Source organism: Rhodothermaceae bacterium, assembly GCA_009838195.1.
Taxonomy (GTDB): domain Bacteria; phylum Bacteroidota; class Rhodothermia; order Rhodothermales; family Bin80; genus Bin80.
The window spans coordinates 41877-64876 of record VXSC01000019.1 but is presented as its reverse complement, the minus strand read 5'-3'; the positions used below and the strand labels follow the sequence as shown (position 1 = coordinate 64876).

21 protein-coding genes and 1 other RNA gene are annotated in these 23000 nt (G+C 49.6%); 10 read left to right on the top strand and 12 right to left on the bottom strand.

Annotation, left to right across the window (positions count from 1 at the left end):
- Nucleotides 1-246: 246 nt before the first annotated feature.
- The gene (locus tag F4Y64_04460; protein MXX96852.1) at nt 247-2439 is read left to right on the top strand and encodes a glutamine synthetase type III; all 2193 of its coding nucleotides are present in this window, start codon (nt 247-249) and stop codon (nt 2437-2439) included.
- Nucleotides 2440-2497: 58 nt separating this feature from the next.
- On the opposite strand, the gene F4Y64_04455 is transcribed toward F4Y64_04460, so the two are convergent.
- From F4Y64_04455 to F4Y64_04410, 10 genes are all read right to left on the bottom strand, one after another.
- A complete protein-coding gene (locus F4Y64_04455; protein ID MXX96851.1) occupies nt 2498-3160 on the bottom strand; it encodes a nitroreductase family protein in 663 nt (220 codons plus the stop codon).
- 2 nt (nt 3161-3162) lie between these two features.
- Nucleotides 3163-4668 carry an asparagine--tRNA ligase gene (locus F4Y64_04450; GenBank protein ID MXX96850.1) on the bottom strand — a complete coding sequence of 502 codons (1506 nt, stop codon included), beginning with the start codon at nt 4666-4668 and terminating at the stop codon, nt 3163-3165.
- Nucleotides 4664-6136, bottom strand: coding sequence for a GWxTD domain-containing protein (locus tag F4Y64_04445; GenBank protein MXX96849.1), 1473 nt, complete (start codon nt 6134-6136; stop codon nt 4664-4666). Before F4Y64_04445 ends, F4Y64_04450 begins: the two co-directional genes overlap by 5 nt.
- A gap of 109 nt (nt 6137-6245) precedes the next feature.
- Nucleotides 6246-6686: a hypothetical protein gene (locus tag F4Y64_04440; protein ID MXX96848.1), complete on the bottom strand. Its 441-nt coding sequence runs from the start codon at nt 6684-6686 to the stop codon at nt 6246-6248.
- A gap of 272 nt (nt 6687-6958) precedes the next feature.
- Nucleotides 6959-8077 (bottom strand): DUF3524 domain-containing protein, encoded by a 1119-nt coding sequence (locus F4Y64_04435; GenBank protein ID MXX96847.1) that lies wholly within the window; start codon nt 8075-8077, stop codon nt 6959-6961.
- Entirely contained in the window at nt 8074-8337 is a 264-nt protein-coding gene (locus F4Y64_04430; GenBank protein ID MXX96846.1) for a hypothetical protein, read from the bottom strand. Before F4Y64_04430 ends, F4Y64_04435 begins: the two co-directional genes overlap by 4 nt.
- 50 nt (nt 8338-8387) lie before the next feature.
- On the bottom strand, nt 8388-9035 hold the full coding sequence (locus F4Y64_04425; GenBank protein MXX96845.1) for an ABC transporter ATP-binding protein: 648 nt from the start codon (nt 9033-9035) through the stop codon (nt 8388-8390).
- A gap of 123 nt (nt 9036-9158) precedes the next feature.
- Nucleotides 9159-9902 (bottom strand): sulfite exporter TauE/SafE family protein, encoded by a 744-nt coding sequence (locus F4Y64_04420; protein ID MXX96844.1) that lies wholly within the window; start codon nt 9900-9902, stop codon nt 9159-9161.
- Nucleotides 9903-9911: 9 nt separating this feature from the next.
- Nucleotides 9912-10664, bottom strand: coding sequence for a YaaA family protein (locus F4Y64_04415; GenBank protein MXX96843.1), 753 nt, complete (start codon nt 10662-10664; stop codon nt 9912-9914).
- Nucleotides 10665-10720: 56 nt separating this feature from the next.
- Nucleotides 10721-11044 carry a YtxH domain-containing protein gene (locus F4Y64_04410; GenBank protein ID MXX96842.1) on the bottom strand — a complete coding sequence of 108 codons (324 nt, stop codon included), beginning with the start codon at nt 11042-11044 and terminating at the stop codon, nt 10721-10723.
- Between the two features lie 291 nt (nt 11045-11335).
- Between F4Y64_04410 and F4Y64_04405 the strand changes: the two genes are divergently transcribed.
- The 3 genes from F4Y64_04405 (at nt 11336) to ssrA (ending at nt 13101) form a co-directional block, all read left to right on the top strand.
- Nucleotides 11336-12187, top strand: coding sequence for an alpha/beta hydrolase (locus tag F4Y64_04405; protein ID MXX96841.1), 852 nt, complete (start codon nt 11336-11338; stop codon nt 12185-12187).
- Between the two features lie 11 nt (nt 12188-12198).
- Nucleotides 12199-12645 (top strand): hypothetical protein, encoded by a 447-nt coding sequence (locus F4Y64_04400; protein ID MXX96840.1) that lies wholly within the window; start codon nt 12199-12201, stop codon nt 12643-12645.
- Nucleotides 12646-12730: 85 nt separating this feature from the next.
- Nucleotides 12731-13101, top strand: a transfer-messenger RNA (tmRNA) gene (gene ssrA, locus F4Y64_04395).
- 47 nt (nt 13102-13148) lie between these two features.
- On the opposite strand, the gene F4Y64_04390 is transcribed toward ssrA, so the two are convergent.
- Entirely contained in the window at nt 13149-14102 is a 954-nt protein-coding gene (locus tag F4Y64_04390) for a TIM barrel protein (GenBank protein MXX96839.1), read from the bottom strand.
- Nucleotides 14103-14232: 130 nt separating this feature from the next.
- Between F4Y64_04390 and F4Y64_04385 the strand changes: the two genes are divergently transcribed.
- From F4Y64_04385 to F4Y64_04365, 5 genes are all read left to right on the top strand, one after another.
- Nucleotides 14233-15600: a glycosyltransferase family 4 protein gene (locus tag F4Y64_04385; GenBank protein MXX96838.1), complete on the top strand. Its 1368-nt coding sequence runs from the start codon at nt 14233-14235 to the stop codon at nt 15598-15600.
- A 269-nt stretch (nt 15601-15869) separates the two neighbouring features.
- Nucleotides 15870-17267 (top strand): twin-arginine translocation signal domain-containing protein, encoded by a 1398-nt coding sequence (locus F4Y64_04380; GenBank protein MXX96837.1) that lies wholly within the window; start codon nt 15870-15872, stop codon nt 17265-17267.
- A gap of 77 nt (nt 17268-17344) precedes the next feature.
- The gene (locus tag F4Y64_04375) at nt 17345-18310 is read left to right on the top strand and encodes an FAD:protein FMN transferase (GenBank protein ID MXX96836.1); all 966 of its coding nucleotides are present in this window, start codon (nt 17345-17347) and stop codon (nt 18308-18310) included.
- Nucleotides 18291-19547 (top strand): Gfo/Idh/MocA family oxidoreductase, encoded by a 1257-nt coding sequence (locus F4Y64_04370; GenBank protein MXX96835.1) that lies wholly within the window; start codon nt 18291-18293, stop codon nt 19545-19547. The genes F4Y64_04375 and F4Y64_04370 overlap by 20 nt, the downstream gene beginning before the upstream one ends.
- 9 nt (nt 19548-19556) lie before the next feature.
- Nucleotides 19557-21584, top strand: a complete 2028-nt coding sequence (locus F4Y64_04365) for a (Fe-S)-binding protein (GenBank protein ID MXX96834.1) — start codon at nt 19557-19559, stop codon at nt 21582-21584.
- Between the two features lie 80 nt (nt 21585-21664).
- Here the strand turns inward: F4Y64_04365 and F4Y64_04360 are convergent, their stop codons facing one another.
- Complete coding sequence (locus F4Y64_04360) at nt 21665-22426, bottom strand: DUF1080 domain-containing protein (protein MXX96833.1); 762 nt, start codon at nt 22424-22426, stop codon at nt 21665-21667.
- A gap of 107 nt (nt 22427-22533) precedes the next feature.
- Here F4Y64_04360 and msrA point away from each other — a divergent pair, with 107 nt between their 5' ends.
- On the top strand, nt 22534-22998 hold the full coding sequence (gene msrA / locus F4Y64_04355; protein ID MXX96832.1) for a peptide-methionine (S)-S-oxide reductase MsrA: 465 nt from the start codon (nt 22534-22536) through the stop codon (nt 22996-22998).
- Nucleotides 22999-23000 lie beyond the last annotated feature (2 nt).

The window sequence follows — 23000 nt, the reverse complement described above, 5'->3', positions numbered from 1 at the left end:
TTTCTCCAATCTGACCGCCATCGTCGACCGATTCGCACGAAATCCAGGCGTGTCGATCATAAAGCCATTATTGACTAATTTAGGGGGTATACGCAGATAATTTGATTTATTGAAGAAAAAAGGTATTTTTTCTGTCAATATTCCGTGAATACTGCCAAATTTCCTGAACATATTCTTTACTATTGCGTAACTTTGTCGCTATGAGCCTGCTGAGCTCGGACTACATCAACACACAACTTCAACCTTATGAGTACTCGACTTCATAATCTCACTGCCGCAACTAAACATCGCGCGAACCACATTGAAAAGATCACTCCACCTGATCTGGAAGAGAATTTTGCAGAAAACACGTTTAGCATTGACGAAATGCGTAAGCGACTGCCAAAACAGGTCTTCCAAGGAATGGTCAACTGCATCACAAAAGGCTCACCAATTGCCACAAATCATGCAGAAATCGTAGCTCTTACGATGAAAGAATGGGCACTGGAGCGCGGTGCTACGCACTTTGTCCACTGGTTTCAGCCTCTGACAGGTGGAACTGCAGGAAAGCATGACAGCTTCATCAACCCAACCATCGTTGGAAGTGCCATCACCTCCCTGAGTGGAAAGGATTTAATTCAGGGAGAACCCGATGCTTCCAGCTTTCCCAACGGAGGACTTCGGGGCACACATGAAGCGCGTGGGTACACGGTGTGGGACCCCTCTTCGCCAGCTTTCTTGGTCGAGAATGAAAACGGAAGCTACTTGGCTATTCCTACCTGCTTTGTTTCCTGGACGGGGGAATCACTTGATCATAAAACCCCGCTCCTGAGGTCAATCGACGCTTTGGACCGGCAGGCACGCCGCGTCCTCCGTATGCTCGGAAAAGATACCGAGCGTGTGCAAACGACGGTCGGAGCAGAACAGGAATATTTCCTGATTGATGAAGAATATTTTTATCGCCGACCAGACCTAGTGAACACAGGACGGACCCTCCTTGGTGCGAACCCACCCAAGGGACAGCAATTGGATGACCACTACTTCGGCGAAATCCCAGGCAGACAGCTTTCCTGTATGTTGGATGCAGAAAAAGAACTCTACCGCCTCGGGATCCCCGTCAAGACAAGGCATAACGAAGTAGCACCCAGTCAGTACGAACTCGCTCCTGTATTCGAAACCAGCGGGATCGCCTCAGATCATCAGCATCTCATCATGATTACGCTCAAGCGGATTGCGCGTAAACATGGGCTGGTAGCTCTCTTGCACGAGAAACCGTTTGCTGATCTGAACGGCTCCGGTAAGCATATCAACTGGTCAATCTCAACTGATGAAGGAGAGAACCTGTTGGACCCTGGTCACGCGCCTCACGAGAATCTTACTTTTCTGATTTTCTGCACGGCAGTGATCCGTGCCGTCTATAGACATCAAGACCTGCTTCGGCTATCCGTGACTTCTGCAGGTAATGACCACCGTCTGGGAGCGAACGAAGCACCACCGGCGATCCTGAGTGTTTTCCTTGGCTCGCAGCTATATGATCTATACCAAAAACTGATCAATGGCGATGAACTAACATCGGCCAAAGATACCGACCTGTTTCTGGGGGTAAGTATGTTGCCACTAGTTCCGAAGCACGCAGGTGACCGTAACCGCACCTCCCCGTTTGCTTTCACGGGCAATAAATTCGAATTCCGTGCCGTGGGATCAAGCCAGGGACTGGCCTTCCCGAATGTTGTATTGAACGCGACCGTTGCTGAATCCCTGCGGGACTTTGCAAACAGCCTGCGTGATGCTCTCCGTGGAAAAGACAAGAATGATCCTGAGGTTTTCAAGAAAACGGTGCTTGACCTTCTAAGCAAAATTGCGATGGAGTCTCAATCTATCCTGTTTGAAGGAGACAACTACGCAGAGGCATGGCATGAAGAGGCCGAAGAACGTGGCTTGTTGAACCTGCGCACAAGTGTTGATGCACTCCAGCATTTTGATTCTGAAAAGAACGTTGCACTGTTCTCTTCTTTTGGCATTCTAAGTGCCGCGGAGCTAGAAGCTCGTAAGGAAGTTGCCTTTGAACAATATGAGATGGCAATTGATATCGAAGGGAGGACGCTGGAAAACCTGGTTCGGACACAAATCATACCGGCAGGCTTTGAGTACCTGAATGAACTCTTACAGATCTCGCTTCATTCTTCAAAAGCCGGTCTGAAGTCGAAAGCTGTGTCTCCCGCTGCTCACACTGCAGAATCGGTCAATCGCCGCCTTTCCGAACTGGTTAGTGCAGTAGATGAATTGACCGAACAACTAGACGTACATGTTGACGATCTGCACGAAAATGCACAGCACAAGAAAGACAATGTCATTCCTGCTATGCTCAAAGTTCGGCAAGCTGCGGATGCACTGGAAGGCCTAACGCCACACGATAAGTGGCCACTGCCAAATTACAGTGAGATTCTCTTTGTGCACTAATCCAAACCCGCTTCCTTCGGGATCCTTGCTGTATGGGTAAGGATCCCGAAGGCCCTGCTTAATCGCGTTCTTGCCAGGTAACTAACTGTTCCTGGCTTTTTCGTTTTAGATCCGGTACCATCACACCCTCCGCAGGGTATCCCACAGGAAAGAGAATATAGGCCCTTTCATGTTTGGGTCTCTTAAGGATGTCACCCAGGAATCGCATTGGGCTAGGAGTATGAGTCAGTGTCACCAAGCCCATATTGTGGATCGCGGCGATGAATAATCCGCAGGCAATTCCACAACTCTCTTGAACATAATAATTTTTCATTCCGTCATCACCAATATTCTTGGCAAAACAGACCACCAACCAGGGAGCCATTTCAAGAAACGGCTTGTTCCAGTCGGTGCCAAGTGGGTGAAGGGCATCCAACCATTCCTTAGACATTCGCCGCTTGTAGCTCTCGCGCTCTTCTTTTTCGGCAGCTCTTCGAATCTCCGATTGTATTCTAGGATCATTCACAGCAACAAAATGCCACGGCTCCCGATGCGCTCCGCTAGGAGCCGTGCCGGCGGTCAGAATCGCCTGTTCAATCAACTCACGAGGGACTGGACGGCTACTGAATGTGCGGACAGAACGCCGCTGCTGCATCAGTGCACGGAATTGCTCGGCCCGCGCTAACATTTCTTCCGGCAACCGTGGAGTAAACTGTAGCGGCCTCTGTGGATAACGTTCCATTCCTATGGTGTGAGTCGTCCGAGTGTTCGAGGAAACGGAATCGTTTCCCGGATATGTTCAAGTCCGCAAACCCATGCAACCGTCCGTTCAAGGCCCAGACCAAAGCCGCTGTGGGGCACACTGCCATATCGGCGAAGATCAAAATACCATTCAAAAGCTTCCTGAGGAAGATTATGCCGTCTCACCTGTTCCTCTAAAAAAGCCAAATCATCTGCGCGTTGGCCACCACCAATAATCTCTCCAAAACCTTCAGGAGCAAGAACATCCATCCCAAGTGCTAGGCGGTCATCTTCTGGATCGCGCTTCATATAGAACGCTTTGACGGCTTCTGGATAACGATGCACAATAATTGGGCGATCAAAATGCCAAGTTAATAATGTCTCGTCGCTACCGCCAAAATCTTTACCCCATTCAAACTCAGCCGCTGATTGCCACCACTGAGGTAAGTTCCGCAGTTCTTCCTCGATCTGATCAAGACGAGTATTGATCTCAATCTCACGCGCATCAATACGACGCTTCTTCCACTCCTTTGAGCGCCCATAAATCTCTTTGTTCTGTGCGCACTCGTTTTCGAGATCTGATTTCTCACCGCGTAACCCTTGTTGCCTTTCTTCAATCAGGAGCCGGGTTTTTTCGCTTCGAATAAGCTCCACGGCTTCGCTGTACGTCAAGCGCGGAAATGGTGTCTGAATTCGGTACAGTGCGTCCAGATCCCGTCCCAATAGCTCGAGTTCCTCTTCACAGTCAGACACCGCATCCGAAGCAATCCGAACCAGAAAGTCCTCTGCTAGCGTCATATTCATTTCCAGATCATAAAATGCCATTTCGGGCTCTATCATCCAGAATTCAGTCAGATGCCTCCGTGTCTTTGATTTTTCCGCACGAAAAACAGGGCCGAAGGTATAGATCTTATTGAAAGCCATTGCCATAACTTCCCCATGAAGCTGGCCACTCTGTGTCAGATATGCTGAACTCCCGAAATAGTCAATCTCAAAGAGCGTACTGGTTCCTTCCACCGCATTCTTTGTAAGAAGCGGAGCATCCATCTGAAGAAAACCACGCTCCTGAAAGAAATTGTGTATGCTCATAATGATGCGGTTTCGAATACGCATCACCGCCCAGGGGCGCCGACTTCGAAGCCAGAGATGACGCCGATCCATCAAAAATTCTACTCCATGTGACTTGGGAGTAATTGGATAGTCGCTTACGATCTGGATTACGTCAATGCTCGAAACCTGCACTTCCACACCCCCAACCTGACGTTCATCCTTCTGGACTTCCCCTTTGATCACCAGTGATGTCTCCTGAGTTGCAACAGAAGCATGTTCCCATGAAGACGCATCTACATTCTGCTGATTCACTACACACTGGACTTGACCTGTCCCATCACGGAGAACCAGAAAGAAAAGTCCCTTGGAACCACGTTTTTGCTGCAACCAACCCCGCAGAGTAGCTGTCTGTCCAATCTGCTTTGAGAGTGATTCTATTGTTGTTGTTTCCACGTCAATACCTATCGGAAATTCTTTGGGGCCAATCGGGGAGTTTACGCTCGCCCGCAACCGTAGAATGAATCAATTCGAAATCGCCAAATCCATCTAAATCCGCAAATATAAACTCAGCCTGTCCCTCACCGGGAATGTTATTGTACTTCCATATCTCGTATGGCTTTCGTCCCCGCTCGTACATATTCGATCCAATATTTGTTGGCCTGCCATACCTTAGAAGGGTATTTCCGCGGTCCGTCTCCCATCCTTCGACTCGGTGAGCAGAATAGCGTTCATTGGCATACATCAACAAACGATAGAACTCATCCCGGAACTCATTCCCCTCTGCCCCGGGAGTTGGATCACGTACCTCCCAGAAATCCATTAATAATCTCCTTCGCTCATCCAAATCTTGAACACGTCGAATCTGTCTGGACTCCTGGTCATTCGCAATGACTTGAATATACTTCAATCTCCTTTCTATTTCTTCCTCCGTCATAGTTGCATAACTACTTGTCTCAAACGTCTCGTCACCCGTAATCATATCGGACTGGAGAGTATTTACGGATGGATTGAAAACAAAGAATTTTCGACTCTCTTCTACTACAGTCTCATTGGTACTACTCAGAATTGCTACGTGCAGGAAATAAGTCCCCGATCTAAGGTCAGACAAATCAAATGAACCAACGAGAACATCTGTCTGGCGCACATTACGTTCAGATCGCTCCTCAAGGCCCGGAACCCAGACTGGACTACTTGCTTCTGCGACATACACGAGCACGGTATACTCACCTGAATCCGACGCAGCACAAGCGGTATTATAGGCTTCTACATAATAGAATAGTTGTGCAGAATCCGCGCCGTACAATTGATTCGTATTCGGGACGACCGATAACCCATTTTTGTAGTGAGGATCCTCGTTATCATTCGAATCCACAATACTGGAAGCCAAGATGATGTCTGAAAGCAAACAGTTTTCCCGCTGGCTATAATCAGGTATGATTAGGTCTCGGCGTGACTGGATCACTTCCTGCTCTGCAATCAATAGATCCACTTGTAGCTCATACTTGCCTGGAAGTACCGTGAATCGAGTTTGACGTAAAAAAACTCGCCCCTCAATTATTGAAGATGTGTCGGGCACGAAGAAGCGAAGTTCATCTTCCTGCACCCATACGGGATGATCCTCTGCTAGATCCCGATTCGCATCTGCTGAGGAACGTATCAAACTCAAATGAAATGGAATCGCGATACTGTACCCCGAATCCTGCGCTGCATAGGTAAGGGAACTCGCCTCTAGCGCCATATAAAGTTCTACCAGGGACTCTTGCTCATCATAGGCAAAAGACGCATAATCAACCTCAATCTGAGGTGAGCGTTGGGCCACTACGCTGGGCACCACAAAGAGCAGACTACCGACCATAACTGTCAGGTTACGGATACTGTACCTGAGTTTGCTCTCAACCAATCCCCTGGACTTTATGCGCGAGTCCATCAAAATTGATTTTGTGTTTCTCACTTATCGGAAAAATGAATACAACACAATGCTGTTCCAAGGATTCCGGAAGCAAATCTGCTGAATTTCTGTGCCGTCATGCCACGCCCTACTGATTCGCTAGCACACCTGCTATGTTTGGAGGAGTCCAATCTCGTGGTTTCATCCATTTGCCATCCTCACGGGCATAACTGCCGGATCCGAATTTTCGCAAATTCGCCTCATCTACCTCACGAAGCAGTTCCTCATCTTCTATCCCAAACGCAATCAAGGTTCCTATCGTTACCACAGATATGTCGGCACACCCATCCGCTACACCTTCTAGATCAACCGGCTTATTCGGCGTAAACTCACACGAATCTATGTCTGCCTCCTGCCCCTGAACTCGAACCGAGATACCAAGGGCATGCACGGTTTCCAATGCTTCCTCAAGAATCAAACGAGCACGAAGCAGCCGTGTATGTTCATCTGGAACCACTACTTCTGTTGGGGTCTCTTGGCCGACCTTCTCCATAAAAGTTTTTACACGCTGATAGTGTTCTGTTGGCATCGCAGTTCATAGGAGTTTTTACAAAAATAGGGATTTCGAATCAGATCAGAATGGCTGCAGATGGTTCCCCACTAGGGGGTTATTTCGGGGTACTCTGTCCCCTTCGTGAGTGAGTCCAGCCGGATTAGTAGTCCCAACCAGACAGCATTATCAAATGAACCGACCAGCGCGTCTCTCGCAAAAACCTGGCAACCACAGAGCTTTCCTCGGAGCTGCCTCCACCATTTCCTTCCCATACTCTCCCACCCCCACACGAGACAACGCCGTCTCGTTCACACTAAAGACTCTATCAGAGCATCATATTGCTCTACATGAACCGACCAATCAAGACGGGCTACGATCCCTCGAAGTGTGCTGGTGGGAAGTGGATGCTCTTCACCGGTCAACATCCCCTTCAAAATTGAAAACAACTCTTCCTCCGTTTCATAAAGGATGGGAGCATGCAGTAGTGGCTTATGTAGATTTTCTGGAATCAATTCCGGATAACTCAAACGATTCGGTAGCAGGGGATGACACCCGCAATAGATGGCTTCCATCATTGCGATTCCAAAAAATTCGTGAATCGCGGTTGATACGACAATATCTGCACGATGCAACAAACGGCTGTACTCCTCAAAATCCTCTGCATATCCGTAGTGTAGAATTCGCTCGGCGTAACGTTCAAATGCAACATCGAATTCAGATGGCTGCTCTTCAAAACGCTTACCTGCAAGAATCAACCGAAACCGGCAACCTGCATCATCCAGGCGGTTCATGATCCTGAAGAAAGCTTCTGGATTCTTGTCATACTCCCAACGCTGATTCCAGAGTACGATCGGTGGACCATCTCTCGTATCCCCTGTGCTGGCATAGCTCGCATGTGCTTGAAGATCCATTCCCAGATGCATGACCCGACTCTTTGCTTGGATTTCTGATACGGTGTGCAAATGAGTATAGTCTGGAAATACTCGCAATAGGCCAGGAAGAGCACGGATAAATTCTTTGTAGTGAAACTCTGTATTGAAGACAACCTGATCCGCTGCCAGACATGAGAGGTAATTGATATACGCATACGATAAATCCCGCTTCTCCTCACTCGAAAGCGGATAGGTCAGTTGATTTTCGTGCAAATAATAAATTACTGGCACGCTACCGATCTCTTTTCGGACCAGGGCCAAAAACGCCGGCAGATTGACCATGCTGGAAGCCAAGATCACATCGGGCTGAAAACCATCTGCGATCAGTTGCCTGGATTTCCGTGCAAGTGTCTGGGCCCCACCCTGAAGCCTCCACTTCCAAAATCTTGATGCCATAGTTACGAGTTCATACTCGTGGCGGCTATTTTGAATGAGTCCGCTTACAAAATTTCGGTGCGAACCACCATACCATGGCTCAAGTGCCAGTACTTTCATGAGGGGTTCGATTTTCCGGGCTTCCTCTGGTGGCCAAATTTCTCCTGCACTTCTTCGTTTTCCTCTTCTGTAAGCGGGCGAACGATCGCTAATTCACGAACCTGCAGCAAATCCCGTAATGCGTTATCCATGACTTCCTGAGAAGTGACGGGAACCGTACCTCCGGCCGGAATCTCAATCCTACGCCCTTCCAATTTGACGGAGATTGCCTTCTTGTTCGTGTTTTTGATGATCATGCCCTTACGGTGCCGGGCTATCATGACTTTAAGATGTTAGATTTGGTCAAAGTATACGACTATTTGTGTGAAGACTATGCAAATAGTCTCGCCTTTGGTGCATAATCCTCGATACACAATAATTGATCTGCCATTGCGATTTCATCTTCCGAATTGGAAGCAATTACAACCAGGTGTCTGGCCTGCTTCGATCCAACTACCATTTTCCTGAAAATTTCTTTTCCTTTTGGATCCAAACCCAACGTCGGCTCATCCAACAAAAGAACTTTGGGTTCATGGAATAAAGCAGCTGCAAGACGCACCCGCTGCTGCATGCCTGTTGAATAGGTCCTTACAGGTTCGTCAATGTGAGCGGTTAATCCAACATCTGCGACCGTGGATTCTATCCGTGCTGGGTTTGAGTTCATTGACCGGGCCTTCCCTATAAATCTAAGATTCTCACGCAACGTCAGATCCTCATATACATTCACATACGGTGCCACGAGTCCTATGTGTAACGCATGCTGCTCCTGTGGAACGACCTGTTCTGCAAGGGTCAGTTTCACTTCACCGTTTGTCGGCCGGAGGACTCCTGCCAACATCTTCAGCAAGGTTGACTTTCCCGAGCCATTCGCACCGGTGATTGCCAGGATATCCCCAGAGAACAATTCCAGGTCAACACCGCTAAAAATTCGCCTGTATCCATAGCTGTGTCCGCCGCCTTGCAACGTTAAATGGATCATTTTAATTGCGCATGAAGCATTTATCAAAATCTACACACACTTCAAGACCATGATTCAGATTGAGCCCCACACACAGCAATAACGTCATTTCACGGTGTGGGCTGTTTGGAGCCAAGTGTACATTTACACCAAGCCTAAAATTCGTAAGGCCATGATCAGTACGGCAACGACCATGACTCCTCGTATGACCTTTTCGCCCCGCCGAATCGCAACCTTAGCTGCGATAAATGCCCCTGTCGCATTTCCTGCAGCCAAAGTCAATCCAAACCCCCAGTCTACTTTACCCAAGACTGCAAACACGAAAAGCGTCAGACCCGTGTAAAGTAATATAACCGTGACTTTGTGAACGGTGGTCGTCAGCAGATCCAAATGCAATAAATGGAAAAATACAGCCATAAACAAAAACCCGACACCTATCTGAACAAATCCTCCATAGAATCCAATCAGCAAAAGTGCCGGTCCCGTCCAGACTGATTTCCTCGCAATCTTGTCAGAAGCCCCATTCTCTCGCGGAACAAGCATGGTCAGAACGACCACAATTAACAGGCCCGCAAGAATTTTCTCGAACAAGGCATCTTCAATCCGGGTGGCCATAAAAGCACCAGATATCGCTCCCGGGATCGTCCACAACGCATAGGAGACACTTTTACGTATACGGGTCTTCTTCTGAGACGAGAATGTTAGCGTGGCTGATATATTTTGGATAAGAATCGCAACACGATTCGTCCCGTTCGCTACACCGGCATCAAGTCCCAATAAGATGAGTGCAGGAAGCGTAATGGTTGAGCCTCCCCCCGCCATTACGTTCATAATCCCTCCGGCCACGCCTGCGAAGAAAAGAATCAAGAGGGCGTGCAACTCCAGCATGAGGCTGCCTTAGCGGCGAATCATGACGACTGATTTCGTCTCACCTTCCAGGCTTGATCGCCCACGAGACAACCTGAAACCTCCCGGGTGACGCCAATCATCCAGTGCTTCCACATCGATCGCTGGATCGCGTACAATGAAATTCATGAGTTGCCCACGGTAGACCTCATCTTCTTTCACGACACTCCCATCTGCATTGTAGAATGCTACCGTTGCTCGTGCAATATGAGATCCATCATCGTCCCACGCCTCGCGATAGGGCTCTGGCAATAAATCCCAAACAAAGCGGTTCCGAACAACTCTATTCAGAAATGGGCTAATGTGTGGCTTCCAGAAAGTAGTCAGGGGACCGATTTCAGAGAGAGCAGCAGACATTTTGAGCCTGTACTCCGGTACCAAGTCATCCGGGCGAAGTAGCCCAAATAGACCACTGAAAATGACACTGTTTTCCAATAGACGCCGCTGTGCCCCTGTGGGAAGCCCGTCAAAGTCAACTGCGCTGAAAAACGGATCTGGCACAAAACGCTTACGTGCTGCCATCAGCGGTGCAGAATAAACAGCCTTTGCCAGTTTTACACCATCGGAGAGCCCTTCAGGGCCAAAAATATCTTCGAGAGCCTCTGTTTCGTCACGGCGGATAAGCTCCAATAGCTGATCTAGAATTTCCCGACGTTTGGGAATCAGTTGATGGAAATAGTTGAAGGTCGTCTTAGACCGATAGTCGAAAACATCTGGAGCAAACGGATTCCCCCCGCTCGCCATGAAATTCGCCGATCCAACCAGCACTGCAAACCGATCGTCGATAATTCTCCTCCCTTTCAAGATTCCGAACGCCCCGAAGACGCAGACCCCATGATCTCTTCCATCTGCGAATTTATTTCCTGCGCCTGCTCATTTGCTTTTGCTACAAGCGCCTCCCCTTCAGACTTTGCACCCGCATTTTCCTGGGGCTCTTTCATCGTGTCCGCCAGGCTTCCGACCTGTTTAGCCAACTCCTCCAAGTGAAAGGTTACCCGACGACGTAGCCGACTGCCTTCCTCGGGAGCCAGCAAAAGTCCCAGCGTAAAACCTACTCCTCCACCCATTAGAAGCCCCCAACCTAGGGCACGTGTCACATCTCCTAAGCCATAATTCTTAGACATTGCTCTCGGGCTAAAATATGATGACTACCTACCGACTTCAATCCCAAACCAGATTAAAGATCAGCGTCAGACGGCCAAGCCTAGCGATTTCGCTTCTTATGACGATTTTTGCGCAGTCGTTTTTTGCGCTTATGTGTTGCGATCTTATGACGCTTCCTTTTCTTGCCACAGGGCATATAATGATTTGATTTTGTAGTTAAGGTATAGCAGAACCAAAAAGAACCGCATTTTACTAAGGAGTGCATTAATCGGTTCCATTCTCACGCTCTGCCTATTCCATCGAAATAACTTATCTTTCTTGCATTCAAACTGGTGACTCCTATTCCTTCTATAGATAATCACTCCCTTCCGCCAAATCTACAATCTCACGAATCCGGCGGATTTGAATATATTGATTCGGGAGAAGATCATGAGCGTCCGCCCATCCTTCTCCTGCATGGACTTCTGGGGAACCCAGAGGGCTGGTTTGATGCGGCTTCCGCCTTGGTAGCCAATGGGTATCGGGCAATTGTCCCCAATTTGAAGATGGATGATCTACCCCGTAAACAGGCCAATGTACAGGGACTCGTTGACTACGTATATAGATTTACCACTTTCCTGGGCCTTGATGAAATGATTCTGGTTGGCAATTCCCTGGGCGGGCAAATCGCCGTCAGATACATTACCTGTCACCCGAAACATGTTGCCGGTCTGATACTATCTGCCTCTTCCGGGATTTACGAAACAGAAGTAGGGCATACAACTTTTCGACGCAATGATCGCGAATATATTCGAGTCAAAGCGGAAAAGACATTCTACGACCCAGCAATGGTAACTGAAGAACTGCTGGACCGCATATCTGATATTGCAACAAACAGATTACGCGCACTTCGTTTTGTTTGGCTTGCCCGTAGTTCCATGAAAGATCTCGTTGTTGACGAGCTCAGTGACGTTAACGTTCCCGCTTTCCTCATATGGGGTTCGGAAGATCAGATCACCCCGCCTGATGTCGCCCACATGTTCCAGGAATTGCTTCCTAACGCAAAGTTGCGGTTCATCGAAAAATGTGGACATGCTCCGATGATGGAACGTCCTGAAGCCTTCAACCAATTGATGATCGAATTCCTGGATCGCTCTTTCAGCAAAGTCACCACTCCCGCCTAAGTAAGATCTCCGTGTACAAAAACCTTCTTGTGGTCCTATTTTTGGCCTCGACGGTGATTGGTTGTTCTCCCACGCTATACCCTCTTTACCGAGACTACGAGTACAATTACAATGATGTTGTTCCGTTGTCCCAGATCGAAGAGGCCCTGATAGAGGCAGGATGGGAATTGCTCCCGTCTTCTCCACCAAATGCGGTTTCTACAGTGAATCGCCCGATCCGTAACTGGCTTCTATACAAGGTTGTTGTCCAGGTAGAGGCTGTACCGATCGGTGCTCAGCATGTGCGCTTGTTTGTGCACCCCTACCGGGTCTACCCAAGCGGTTCACGCAGTAAAATTCCCTTTCTGAAGCGCAGTATCCGTCGCCGAGTCGTTCGTGATATTGATCGGGTTTTTGAATCGCATGGACTCGTTGCGGTTGGAACGGACATGTCTCGGGACGAGGTTCGTTCCAGATAATTTCCTTCTCTGAGTACCTGAATCAGGTCTATCCGGATTACGTTGATGAACCTTTCTCTGACTCTTGGCGTATTTCGTACTCCATGGGGATGATCAGGCTTCGACGGATTGCATCGCACAACAAGCTGCGTGTCGAGTCAATCTGACTTGGACTCGTAAAAATCACGTCAGAAAACCTGTAACTGCGAACGATTATTCGTACGCGATGGCGGCATAAACCCGCTATCTGTCTTCTATGCATACCCGCTCACAGGTGGTATAGAAGGCATCGCCAAATGTGAGCACCCTATCTGGATTCCGGCTGGATCTTGGTAGCGGTATCGATCAGCCTTTGCTGACACCCGGCCCCGGTCGCACGCCAAGGGTAGATGCAAGACATTAAGGTGTGACCTACACACGTAGACGCTTGTCTGTCCGACCTTTCGGACCCGGGTTCGATTCCCGGCATCTCCACAACAGAATGCCCGCCCCGTGCGGGCATTTTTGTTTGACCCTAGCTCGCTTCAATCTTTCTCGTACAGTCTTAACAGAGCATCAAATAATGAGCGTTGGTGCCTGAGCGCAGAAATCCGATCAGGGGGATCCGTCCGCGCTTCCAATAAAATCCAGCCGGCATATTCGGACTCCACGAGTAGCTCAAAGAGTTGTTTGTATGGATACGCAGCACCATCGAGTTCACGAATATGGACGGTCTCCCCGAAGTAGCCTCGGACAAGATCAAAATTATGCGTGAGTCCCGGCTCATTCAAATCAGCCTCATTACAATTCCAGCATACACGGACATTATGATGACTCGCCGCCTCCATGATTTGCCTGACGACGGGTAGTTCGTCTGTACGATATCCATGAACTTCAAGTCGAATTTCCTGCCCATAATCCTCACCAAATTGACCGAGCGCCCGCAGTGCCCGCCCAATCTGGGCGATCGTCTGTTCTTCGGGAGTACCATCGGGCAAAGCATCCGGCTTCACTTTGACACCACTCGCTCCTACATCATGAGCTAAGACAATCGAAGCTTTTGCTTGACTGATTGCATGTGCTTGTTGGGCAGCCTCTGTGTGATGAAAGGACCAGTTGGTTCCCAGCCCTACCAAAACCACGTCGCTATCCATAAATTGTGCCTGCACGGCTGCACGTTCTGCGGCGGATAGATGTATTTCTACCCCATGCGCATGTTCGGTTCGCAATTCCACCCCTTCTATTCCCGTATCCTGACAGTTCCGAATCAGTGTCGGGAGATCCCAATCCCGCCCCCAGAGATAGGTTACGAGACCAAACCTCATGTCCCCGCTTCTTCGGGATATTGATTCAAATAATCCTCCGAATGGACGTCTAAAAAATTGACGGCGAGATGAACGCATGATGATTATGGGCTTCCGTTTTATACAAAATGCGACAGGAAGGATCCCAAATACACTCATTCCTACATCTGAGCGGGAATCGTTCGTTGTGGCCAATTGATATCCGGGGATGGCTCCAGTGGAGATGATGTTATGGCAAGAGTCTCCCCCGCCCCAGTTTCAAAGTTGAAGATTTCATCCGAGATCTATTGAGTTATGCAAGTACTTGTTCACGAACTCAGTGCATATGCTTCCCGGCTACTCTTTGTCAGACTCTCTAGGATCACGGGGATTAGGTTGGGCATGCCTATTGTGGCAACCTTGTTTTCACAAGCTCAACAACTTCTTGGTGAACCCAGATCATGTCGTACTGTGGGAGAGAGCCCCAACTTGGGCAACTCAAAAATTTGAGATTAGTAAAATCATCGCTCGGTTTGAGCATATACTTCAGATCAGGTACCCCATGAGTCGGCCTATTGCCTATATAACGCGGTATTTACCGGAATATCGACGCCCGATCCTAGAAAAACTAAACGAACGCCTGCATGGGAGGCTAATTGTGTATGCTGGTTCTTTTCCCGATACTTCTTTCAAAGGACTATCTCCTGTATCCAGTTCAAGCTACAGCCTTATCGAATTGAAAAATACATGGATTGGTGGACAGAGAGCATTGATCCAAAATATGCGCCCTGTTGTGGCATGCAATCCAGCTGTTATAATGGCGGAGGAGTCTCCCCGAACTGTTACTCTACCTTGGTTACTGGCTGCGGCCCGGAGAAAAGGGATTGGGACACTGCTCTGGGGACATTTTTCTTCAAATCTGCGGGCATTTTCAGGGCGCAACCTACTTGACCGTTACCGTATGGCTCTGGCAAAAAGAGTGGACGGTTGTGTTTGCTATACCAATGAAATCGCTGAGATGATTCGTCCTTATGTGTCTGCCGAACACCGTTTTGTCGCACAGAACACACTGGATACGGACAGGCTGTTTCGACTGCACCGATCCTTAGTCTCAGAGGGGAAAAAAAGTGTCCGGTCTCGCCTGGGATTACCGGAGCAAGGAGCAACCGTGGTCTTTCTCGGACGTCTGATCGCGGATAAACAACCAGAAGTTCTGTTAGACCTTCACAAGGCTTTGAGCGCAAGGGGAAAAGCGACGCTCATTATGATTGGTGATGGTCCAGAACGAACTAAACTCACGCTCCGAATTCAGCGTGAGGGATTAACGAATGTATTCTTTCCTGGAGCACTTTCAAAGCTTGAAGACTCTGCCCCATGGATGTATGCCGCGGATGTCATGGTTTGCCCTGGATATGTCGGTTTGAACGTGAATCATGCATTCTGCCTGGGACTTCCAGTGGTCACCTGCACAAGTCCTGACCCCGGAATCCGCTATCATAGCCCAGAGATCGCATATCTGAAACCTGGTGTAAATGGCATGCAATATCATTATGGAAACCTGAATTCTCTCACGGAAGTAACTTCGGCTGTGTTACAAAACAAAGACCGCTTTTCATCTCATGCACTTGAGTATGCTCAATCACATCTTCAAATGCATAGAATGGTTGACGGCTTAGTCCAGGCGATCGAATATGCTGAATCATGTGCAGGATGAGTACTCTTGCACCCACCGCTGAACCAGATATTTCGGAAAGTTGGTCTGCCCGCCCTAGTTGGTTGCCTCCAATTTCCTGTGAACCCGAGTATCCACAAGCTTGCAACATCTTACCCACCTCAGCGCCAATATTATGACCGAGATTGCCACTGATTTCAGAGAGATCGATCTGACTTAATGTTGGATGTATTCAAAAATTTATTATATTTGAGTTCCTGTCCGCTTTCGTGAAAGCGGTTCCACTTCCACAGCTAACTATTAATTCATCCATGCTAGGAGATAAGCAAAATTCTCGCCGTGACTTTATCAAGAAATCCGCCATCGGTACCGCCGCTGTCGTGGCCGGTATGCAGGGTACACGGACTGTGCGTGCTTCAGCACCCGCAACTGGTTCGGTATTAGGAGCCAATGATGCGGTTGTGTGCGGATTCATTGGCGTAGGTGGCCAGGGCTTTAACGCTCACTTACTGAACGTCACCAATCCAACGAATAACGGTAGATCCCGTCATAACGTCCAACTGAATGCGATTGGTGCAGCAGCCTGCGATCTATTCTCCAAGCGGCGCGACCAAGCTCACGCCGCACTGGATGCAGCACGTCAGGCGGCTGGCCGCGAAGCTGCGGTAGAAGTCCACGAGGATTATCAGGCAATTCTGGATAACCCGGATATTGACGCGGTATTTATTGGTACAGTTGACCACTGGCACACGAAGATTGCTGTGGATGCATTGGATGCGGGCAAGCATGTATACTGCGAAAAGCCGATGACCCGGTATTTTGCCGAAGGGTTCGAGATCTATGACAAGGTCAAGGAAACTGGTCATAAGTTTCAGATCGGTTCTCAATTCTGTACCCAAGGAAAATGGCATGCAGCCGCAGAGTTGATTCGCGGCGGACGGATTGGTCCACTGGTTCTGGCACAGGACTCATACTGCCGTAATACCCCCATCGGTGAATGGAATTATTACCAGATAGAATCGGAACTCGAAGATGGAACTACGATCGACTGGAAAAAATGGCTGGGGCCGGTATCCGCCCGCGAGTTCAATGCACAACATTACCATCGCTGGCGAAAGTATTATCCGTACTGCGCAGGGATCTTGGGCGACCTCCTCGCGCATCGAATCCATCCCCTTCTGATTGCAACGGGTGCCCCCGAATTTCCAAAGCGGGTATGCTCAGTTGGAAATAAAAAGATCGGAGACGCTGTTTTCGGACCAGAAGACCGTGATGTGACCGATAACTGCCAACTCTTGGCCGAATTCCCAAGTGGACTTTGTATGCTCGTGACGGGCAGCAGTGTCAATGAGCAGGGACTGGGACAGGTTATTCGAGGCAACGAGGGTACGCTGTACTTTAGTGGCGAAAGCCTGGAGCTCCGCCCTGAGCGTCCTTTCGCAGACTTAGTCGATGGAGAGCAAATGGACAACCTTCTGCCTGGTGCAGATGTGCCTGCTCATATTCAAGATTTCTTTACGGCAATTCGTGAAGATGGACAAACGAATGGGAATATTGATGTTGCCATTCGGGCGCAAACCATCATCTCTATGGCAGAATTGAGTGAGCGCATGGGCGAAATGATCTACTTCAATGAAGAAGACCGGTCTCTCCATACGGGTAGCGGATCGAAGATTGAGGCGATCACGTACGCCACCGAAACTCACTAAGTTTGGTAAGCTGTGCAGGTATGGAAGGGATGGAGTTCTGCCCCTTCCATATCGGTTTACCTTAGATGTAACTGCTTATGCAAACCGTTCGACTGGCGCTTAACGCCATGGCGACACGGTTTGAGTTGGTGATTCATGGGGAGGATGCTGTGCTCCTGAGAGCGGCAGGTGAGGAGGCTCTATCCGAAATCAAACGTTTGGATCAGCGACTAAGCTTCTATAACCCAACCAGCGAAATCAGCCATATCAACGATAACGCATCGAAGTACCCCGTACAGATCACACCAGAGCTCTATTCCCTCCTGAAAATGGCCTCTGACCTTCACGACAAGACAGAAGGTGCGTTTGATGTCACAGTGGGACCACTCATGCGTTGTTGGGGATTTGTGCGCGGCTCGGGTGCCTGGCCCAAAGAATCCGCAAGGGAAGAGGCCCTGGAAAAAACCGGGATGGATCAGGTACTGCTGGATGAAGAAGAATATACAGTCGCCTTCAAGCAACATGGAATGGCCATTGACCTTGGTGCGATCGGAAAAGGGTATGCCATTCAGGAGGCTGCAGATCTACTGCGGGAATGTGGAATCATGTCTGCCCTCCTTCACGGAGGCACAAGCACTATGGCAGCCATCGGAACACCGTCCCCAGGCGATGAGGGATGGACAATCGGAGTCGTCGATCCCCTGGACGAATCTAGCATGCTGACATCAACGACCATCTGTGACGAAGCCTTCTCGGTGTCGGCTCCCCATGGGAAGGCATTCAAGAAAGGGGATCAGGTATGGGGACATGTAATTGATCCGCGTGTTGGCTATCCTGTACAAGGTGCTGCAGTTGCCGCGGTAATCCATTCATCGGCAATAGTCTGCGATGCAGTCTCAACGGCACTCTTGGCCATGAATCGTACCGAAATAGATCAGATGGCACAGAAATTTCAGGATATACGTATACTTTGTGCATACTCCGATGGAAATGAACTAAATTTTGTTTCCAATGGGTTCAATTTAGTAAACTCAACGATTCTCAATGACGAAAAAAACGGTTAGTCGAAGAGCTTTTCTTATGGGCGGTGCTGCCCTCAGCGGAGCAGGCCTTGTACGTGCAGCCAACATCAAAACCAGGCCATGGCCCGGCAACCGCGATGACGTTCATTGTGGCATCATTGGTTATGGTCCACAGGGACGAGAAATCACTGCTACACTTGCTCGTGTCCCTGGTGCAGTAGTCTCAGCTATCTGTGACACCTATGCTCCCATGCTCCGCCGTGCACAGCGGGACGCACCGGATGCAACACGACATGCGGACTATCGCGAGATTCTCGACAATCCGGATATCCAGGCCGTGATCGTAGCAACCCCTACACATCTGCACCGCGATATTGTACTTGATTCGCTGGAGGCGGGCAAGAATGTATACTGTGAAGCTCCAATGGCATCCTCAATTGACGCTGCCAAATCAATTGCACGTGCTGCACGGGATGCATCTGGTCAAATCTTCCAGGTCGGCCAGATTTATCGCTCAAACCCACAACACCGCTCAGTATTTCAATTTATGCGCAGTGGAGCAATCGGTAGGCCTGCGATGGCACGTGGGCAGTGGCATGCGAAAGAGAGTTGGCGGCGAGCCTCCCCCAATGCTGAACGCGTTCGTGAACTGAACTGGCGTCTGGATCCCGAGCTGACTACCGGATTAATTGGCGAAGCTGCATTACTGCAGATGGATGTTGCCTACTGGGTGCTCGATGAGCTTCCGACCGCGGTTCACGGGTTTGGACAAATCATGGGATGGGATGATGGACGAGAGGTACCTGACACGATTCAGGCGGTCTTTGAGTTTCCAAGTGGTCTGCACATGCTCTTTGACGCAACTCTTGTGAGCTCCTATGAGGAGGCTTATGAAGTTTACATGGGATCCGAGAGTACCATTGTGTTCCGCGACCGGGGTAAAGCATGGATGTTCAAGGAGGTAGACTCCTTGATGCTTGGCTGGGAGGTATACGCGAGAAAAGACCGCTTCTACAAAGAAACCGGTATTGCCCTTTTAGCCAATGCAACCCAGCTGGATGCCCAAAATGTAGATCCAACTGAAGATGATCCCAATGTCGAAACTCCCCTATGGTATGCAATGCAGGAGTTCATGGATAATCACGCCTTTGGACCTTACCCACCCGCTGCAAACTGGGAGCGGGGATTAGAGGCTGCCGCGATTGCAATTACTGCGAACCAAGCCATTATGGAGCGTACCCACAAAGAGATCAGTCCGTCGTTGTATACGCTGGATTAACTCAGGGCCATGCTGACCCTGACGGAAAAAGCTCTCTTTACCTTGGCGGCACTTTTTGCCGTGTATGGTACTGGCTTAGGATTCTCCACGGTATTCAAGATCATTCAGCGTGGGCAGTCTCCCGCCCTGAAGCTAGACTGGAGACGCACACTTCGTGCGATGGGGGCATGGATTACAATGGGAGGCATGTGGAAGATGCGCCCTCTGACCAGTACAATACATGCTTCGCTGGCATGGGGCTTCGTCCTTTATCTCCTGGTGAATGTCGTTGATCTGGCACGAGGCTACTTCTCTACACTAATTCTATTCCCGGACTGGATTACCCAAGGCTATCGCCTCACCGTCGATCTCGCAAGCGGCGCCGTGCTACTTGCCATGCTGCTGCTTCTGCTGCGAAGATTCATCCTGCCTGGGCGCGAGGTCCTGACTCAGCGAGACAACATCCTGCGTATCAAAGAGGTGCGCCTGCCTTTCCTACGCCAAACAATATCCCGCGACTCGGCAATCGTTGGTTTTTTTATCCTGTTTCATGTGGGATTTCGTTTGCTTGGAGAATCGGTCGCCATCGGGTTGCATGGCCCGGATCCGTGGCAACCCCTAGCCTCATCCATCACACCACTGTGGTCGGATCTCAGTCCAAATAGTCTCACGATCTGGCACCACGTATGTTGGTGGGGAGCACTGGGATTGATTTTAGCCTTTGCCCCCTACTTCCCATATACAAAACATTTTCACTTCATCATGGCGGGGGTCAATTTCATCACACAGGAAAAACGATCCTCTCCCGGCGCACTGGATCCCATTGACTTTGAAGACGAGAACACGGACGTTTTTGGAGCCCTCACGCTTGAGCAACTCCCGCAATCAAGTATTGCTGATACATTCGCCTGCATCATGTGCAACCGCTGCCAGGATGTTTGTCCAGCTTATGCCACGGGGAAAGAATTATCGCCTGCAGCCCTCGAAATCAATAAGCGCTACTTCGTCAACGAGCATTTATCGGACCTTGCTGCGGGGGGGATCTCCGCGATCGGACTTACAGAATACGCGATCACGGAGGCAGCGGTTTGGGCATGTACCGCATGCGGGGCATGCACAGAGATCTGCCCTGTTGCAAATGCTCCCATGCATGATATCCTGCAGATTCGACGCGGTCTGGTTCTCATGGAAGATCAATATCCAGAAACACTGGAATCCGTCTACCAGGGTATGGAGCGTAATGGAAATCCATGGAATATGAGCGTGGGAGAACGAATGGGATGGGCGAAGGACTTGCAGGTTCCTACTGTTGAGGAAAATCCTGATGCCGAGCTACTCTGGTGGGTCGGCTGTGCTCCCTCCTACGATAAAAGAGCCCAGGAAACAGCACGTGCACTCGTACGCATTCTGCAAACAGCTGAGGTTTCGTTTTCTATTTTGGGAAACCGTGAGCGGTGCACCGGTGACTCCGCACGCAGAAGTGGTAACGAATATCTGTTCTCAGAGCTTGCCGGGACCAATATTGCAACACTGAATCAGGTGAAGCCAAAGCGTATCATGACAACCTGCCCTCACTGCCTGCACACACTTGGCAAGGAGTACTCTGCTATGGGAGGGCATTACCATGTGATCCACCATACGGAATTGTTGTCCGAACTTGCAGACCAAGGGCGTATTCCCGTTGAAGTGCTGCAAGAAGATGTCACGTTTCATGACCCATGCTATCTAGGTCGACAAAATGACATTACCGAGGCCCCACGATCTGTTCTAGAAAATGTCGGTGCAACCACCATAGAAATGCCACGAAATAAGAAGAATTCTTTCTGCTGTGGCGCTGGAGGTGCCCAAATGTGGATGGAGGAGCCTGCGCCAAGAATCAATGATGCCCGCTATGTCGAGGCCGCAGCCACTGGGGCTGATACCGTCGCTACCGGATGTCCTTTCTGTCTAACAATGCTTCGTGACGCCGCCACAAAAGCCGGCCCAAACGGTCCAGCTATCAAGGATGTTGCAGAAATTATAGCCGAACGCCTTCCTGCCGAATCAGGTAGCCGCTAAAGAATTTTCAGATGCTTCCGCGCTCACGGAATCATTCAGGATCTGACCCGCGGATGCCTCATGGTGCGGTTCGAATCAGATCAAAAATCTGTGTCAGGCTCTAAAAGATCAAGCTCCTGGATCCAGATATTCCGATAGCGCACATCATGGCCTTCGGCTTGCAATTTTAGCCCACCGGGGACATCTGTGATGCCGCGTCCCTCATCATTTCCACCATCTATGCCCGAATTGGGGCCTCCCCATACTTTCTGGATTGGCACATTCTCGTGAACCTTAACCCCATTAAAATAGAGCGTCACCATGGCGGGCTCTGTTCGCTCGCCCTCCTCCGAAAAACGAGCAGCACGGAATACCACATCATACGCGTTCCACTGCCCTGTGCCATTGTACGGCCAGTATGTGGATGCCTTCTCATTGATGACTGCAGCCATACCGTGCATCGTTGAATCCCCATCCAGGACTTGGATCTCATAACGATTCTGGAGATAAACACCGCTGTTTCCACTGGTTTCCGTAATCAGGAATTCAACATGGGCACGGAAGTCACGGAATTTCTCCTTGGTCACGATATCAGCCGCACCATAGAGTCCTCCTGCAGCGGCAGGATCCTTACTGCTGACCACCGTCCCCTCATCCACCGGATCATCAACAATTTCCCATTTTATGGGTAGCTCGGCTGCAAATCGGGGGCCCTCCCAGTAAGTCCAGTTCTCGTCAAGTGCTTCCCGGGTTCCATCAAAAAGAACCGTGGCCCCCTCTGGAGCAGGTGTACCAACACCGGTTTGAGCCTGCACCGGAAGGACGATAATGATCAGAAGCAGAAATGGGATGATTCTACACATGAGTTTATTTTGTTTGAACGACGGCTCAAGGTAAGCATTATTTCCGATTCTAACAACCTGAACCTGATGCCTGAACGACGGTAGGAAAGGTCAAACAATATTTGATCATGGAACAAGCAACCTTTGGAGCCGGCTGTTTCTGGGGAGTGGAAGTAACCTTCCAACAGATGCCCGGTGTCATCGATACTGCAGTGGGCTATTCCGGTGGGACCATCAAAAATCCAACTTATCGTGAGGTCTGTTCAAGCCGCACGGGTCATGCGGAGGTTGTGAACATTACTTTTGACCCAGCTGTGGTTGAGTACACACAACTGCTAGATATTTTCTGGGAGAATCACAATCCAACAACCTTAAACCGTCAGGGACCAGACGTGGGCACCCAGTATCGTTCCGTCATCTTCTATCACTCTGACGCACAAAAAATGGAGGCGGAAGAGTCATTGCTTCAAAGACAAACGAAACTGACCGATCCCATTGTAACGGAGATCGTTCCTGCCTGCACATTCTATCGCGCAGAGGAATACCATCAGCGATACCTAGAAAAGCGTGGGCTGACCCACTGCCACATATAGGC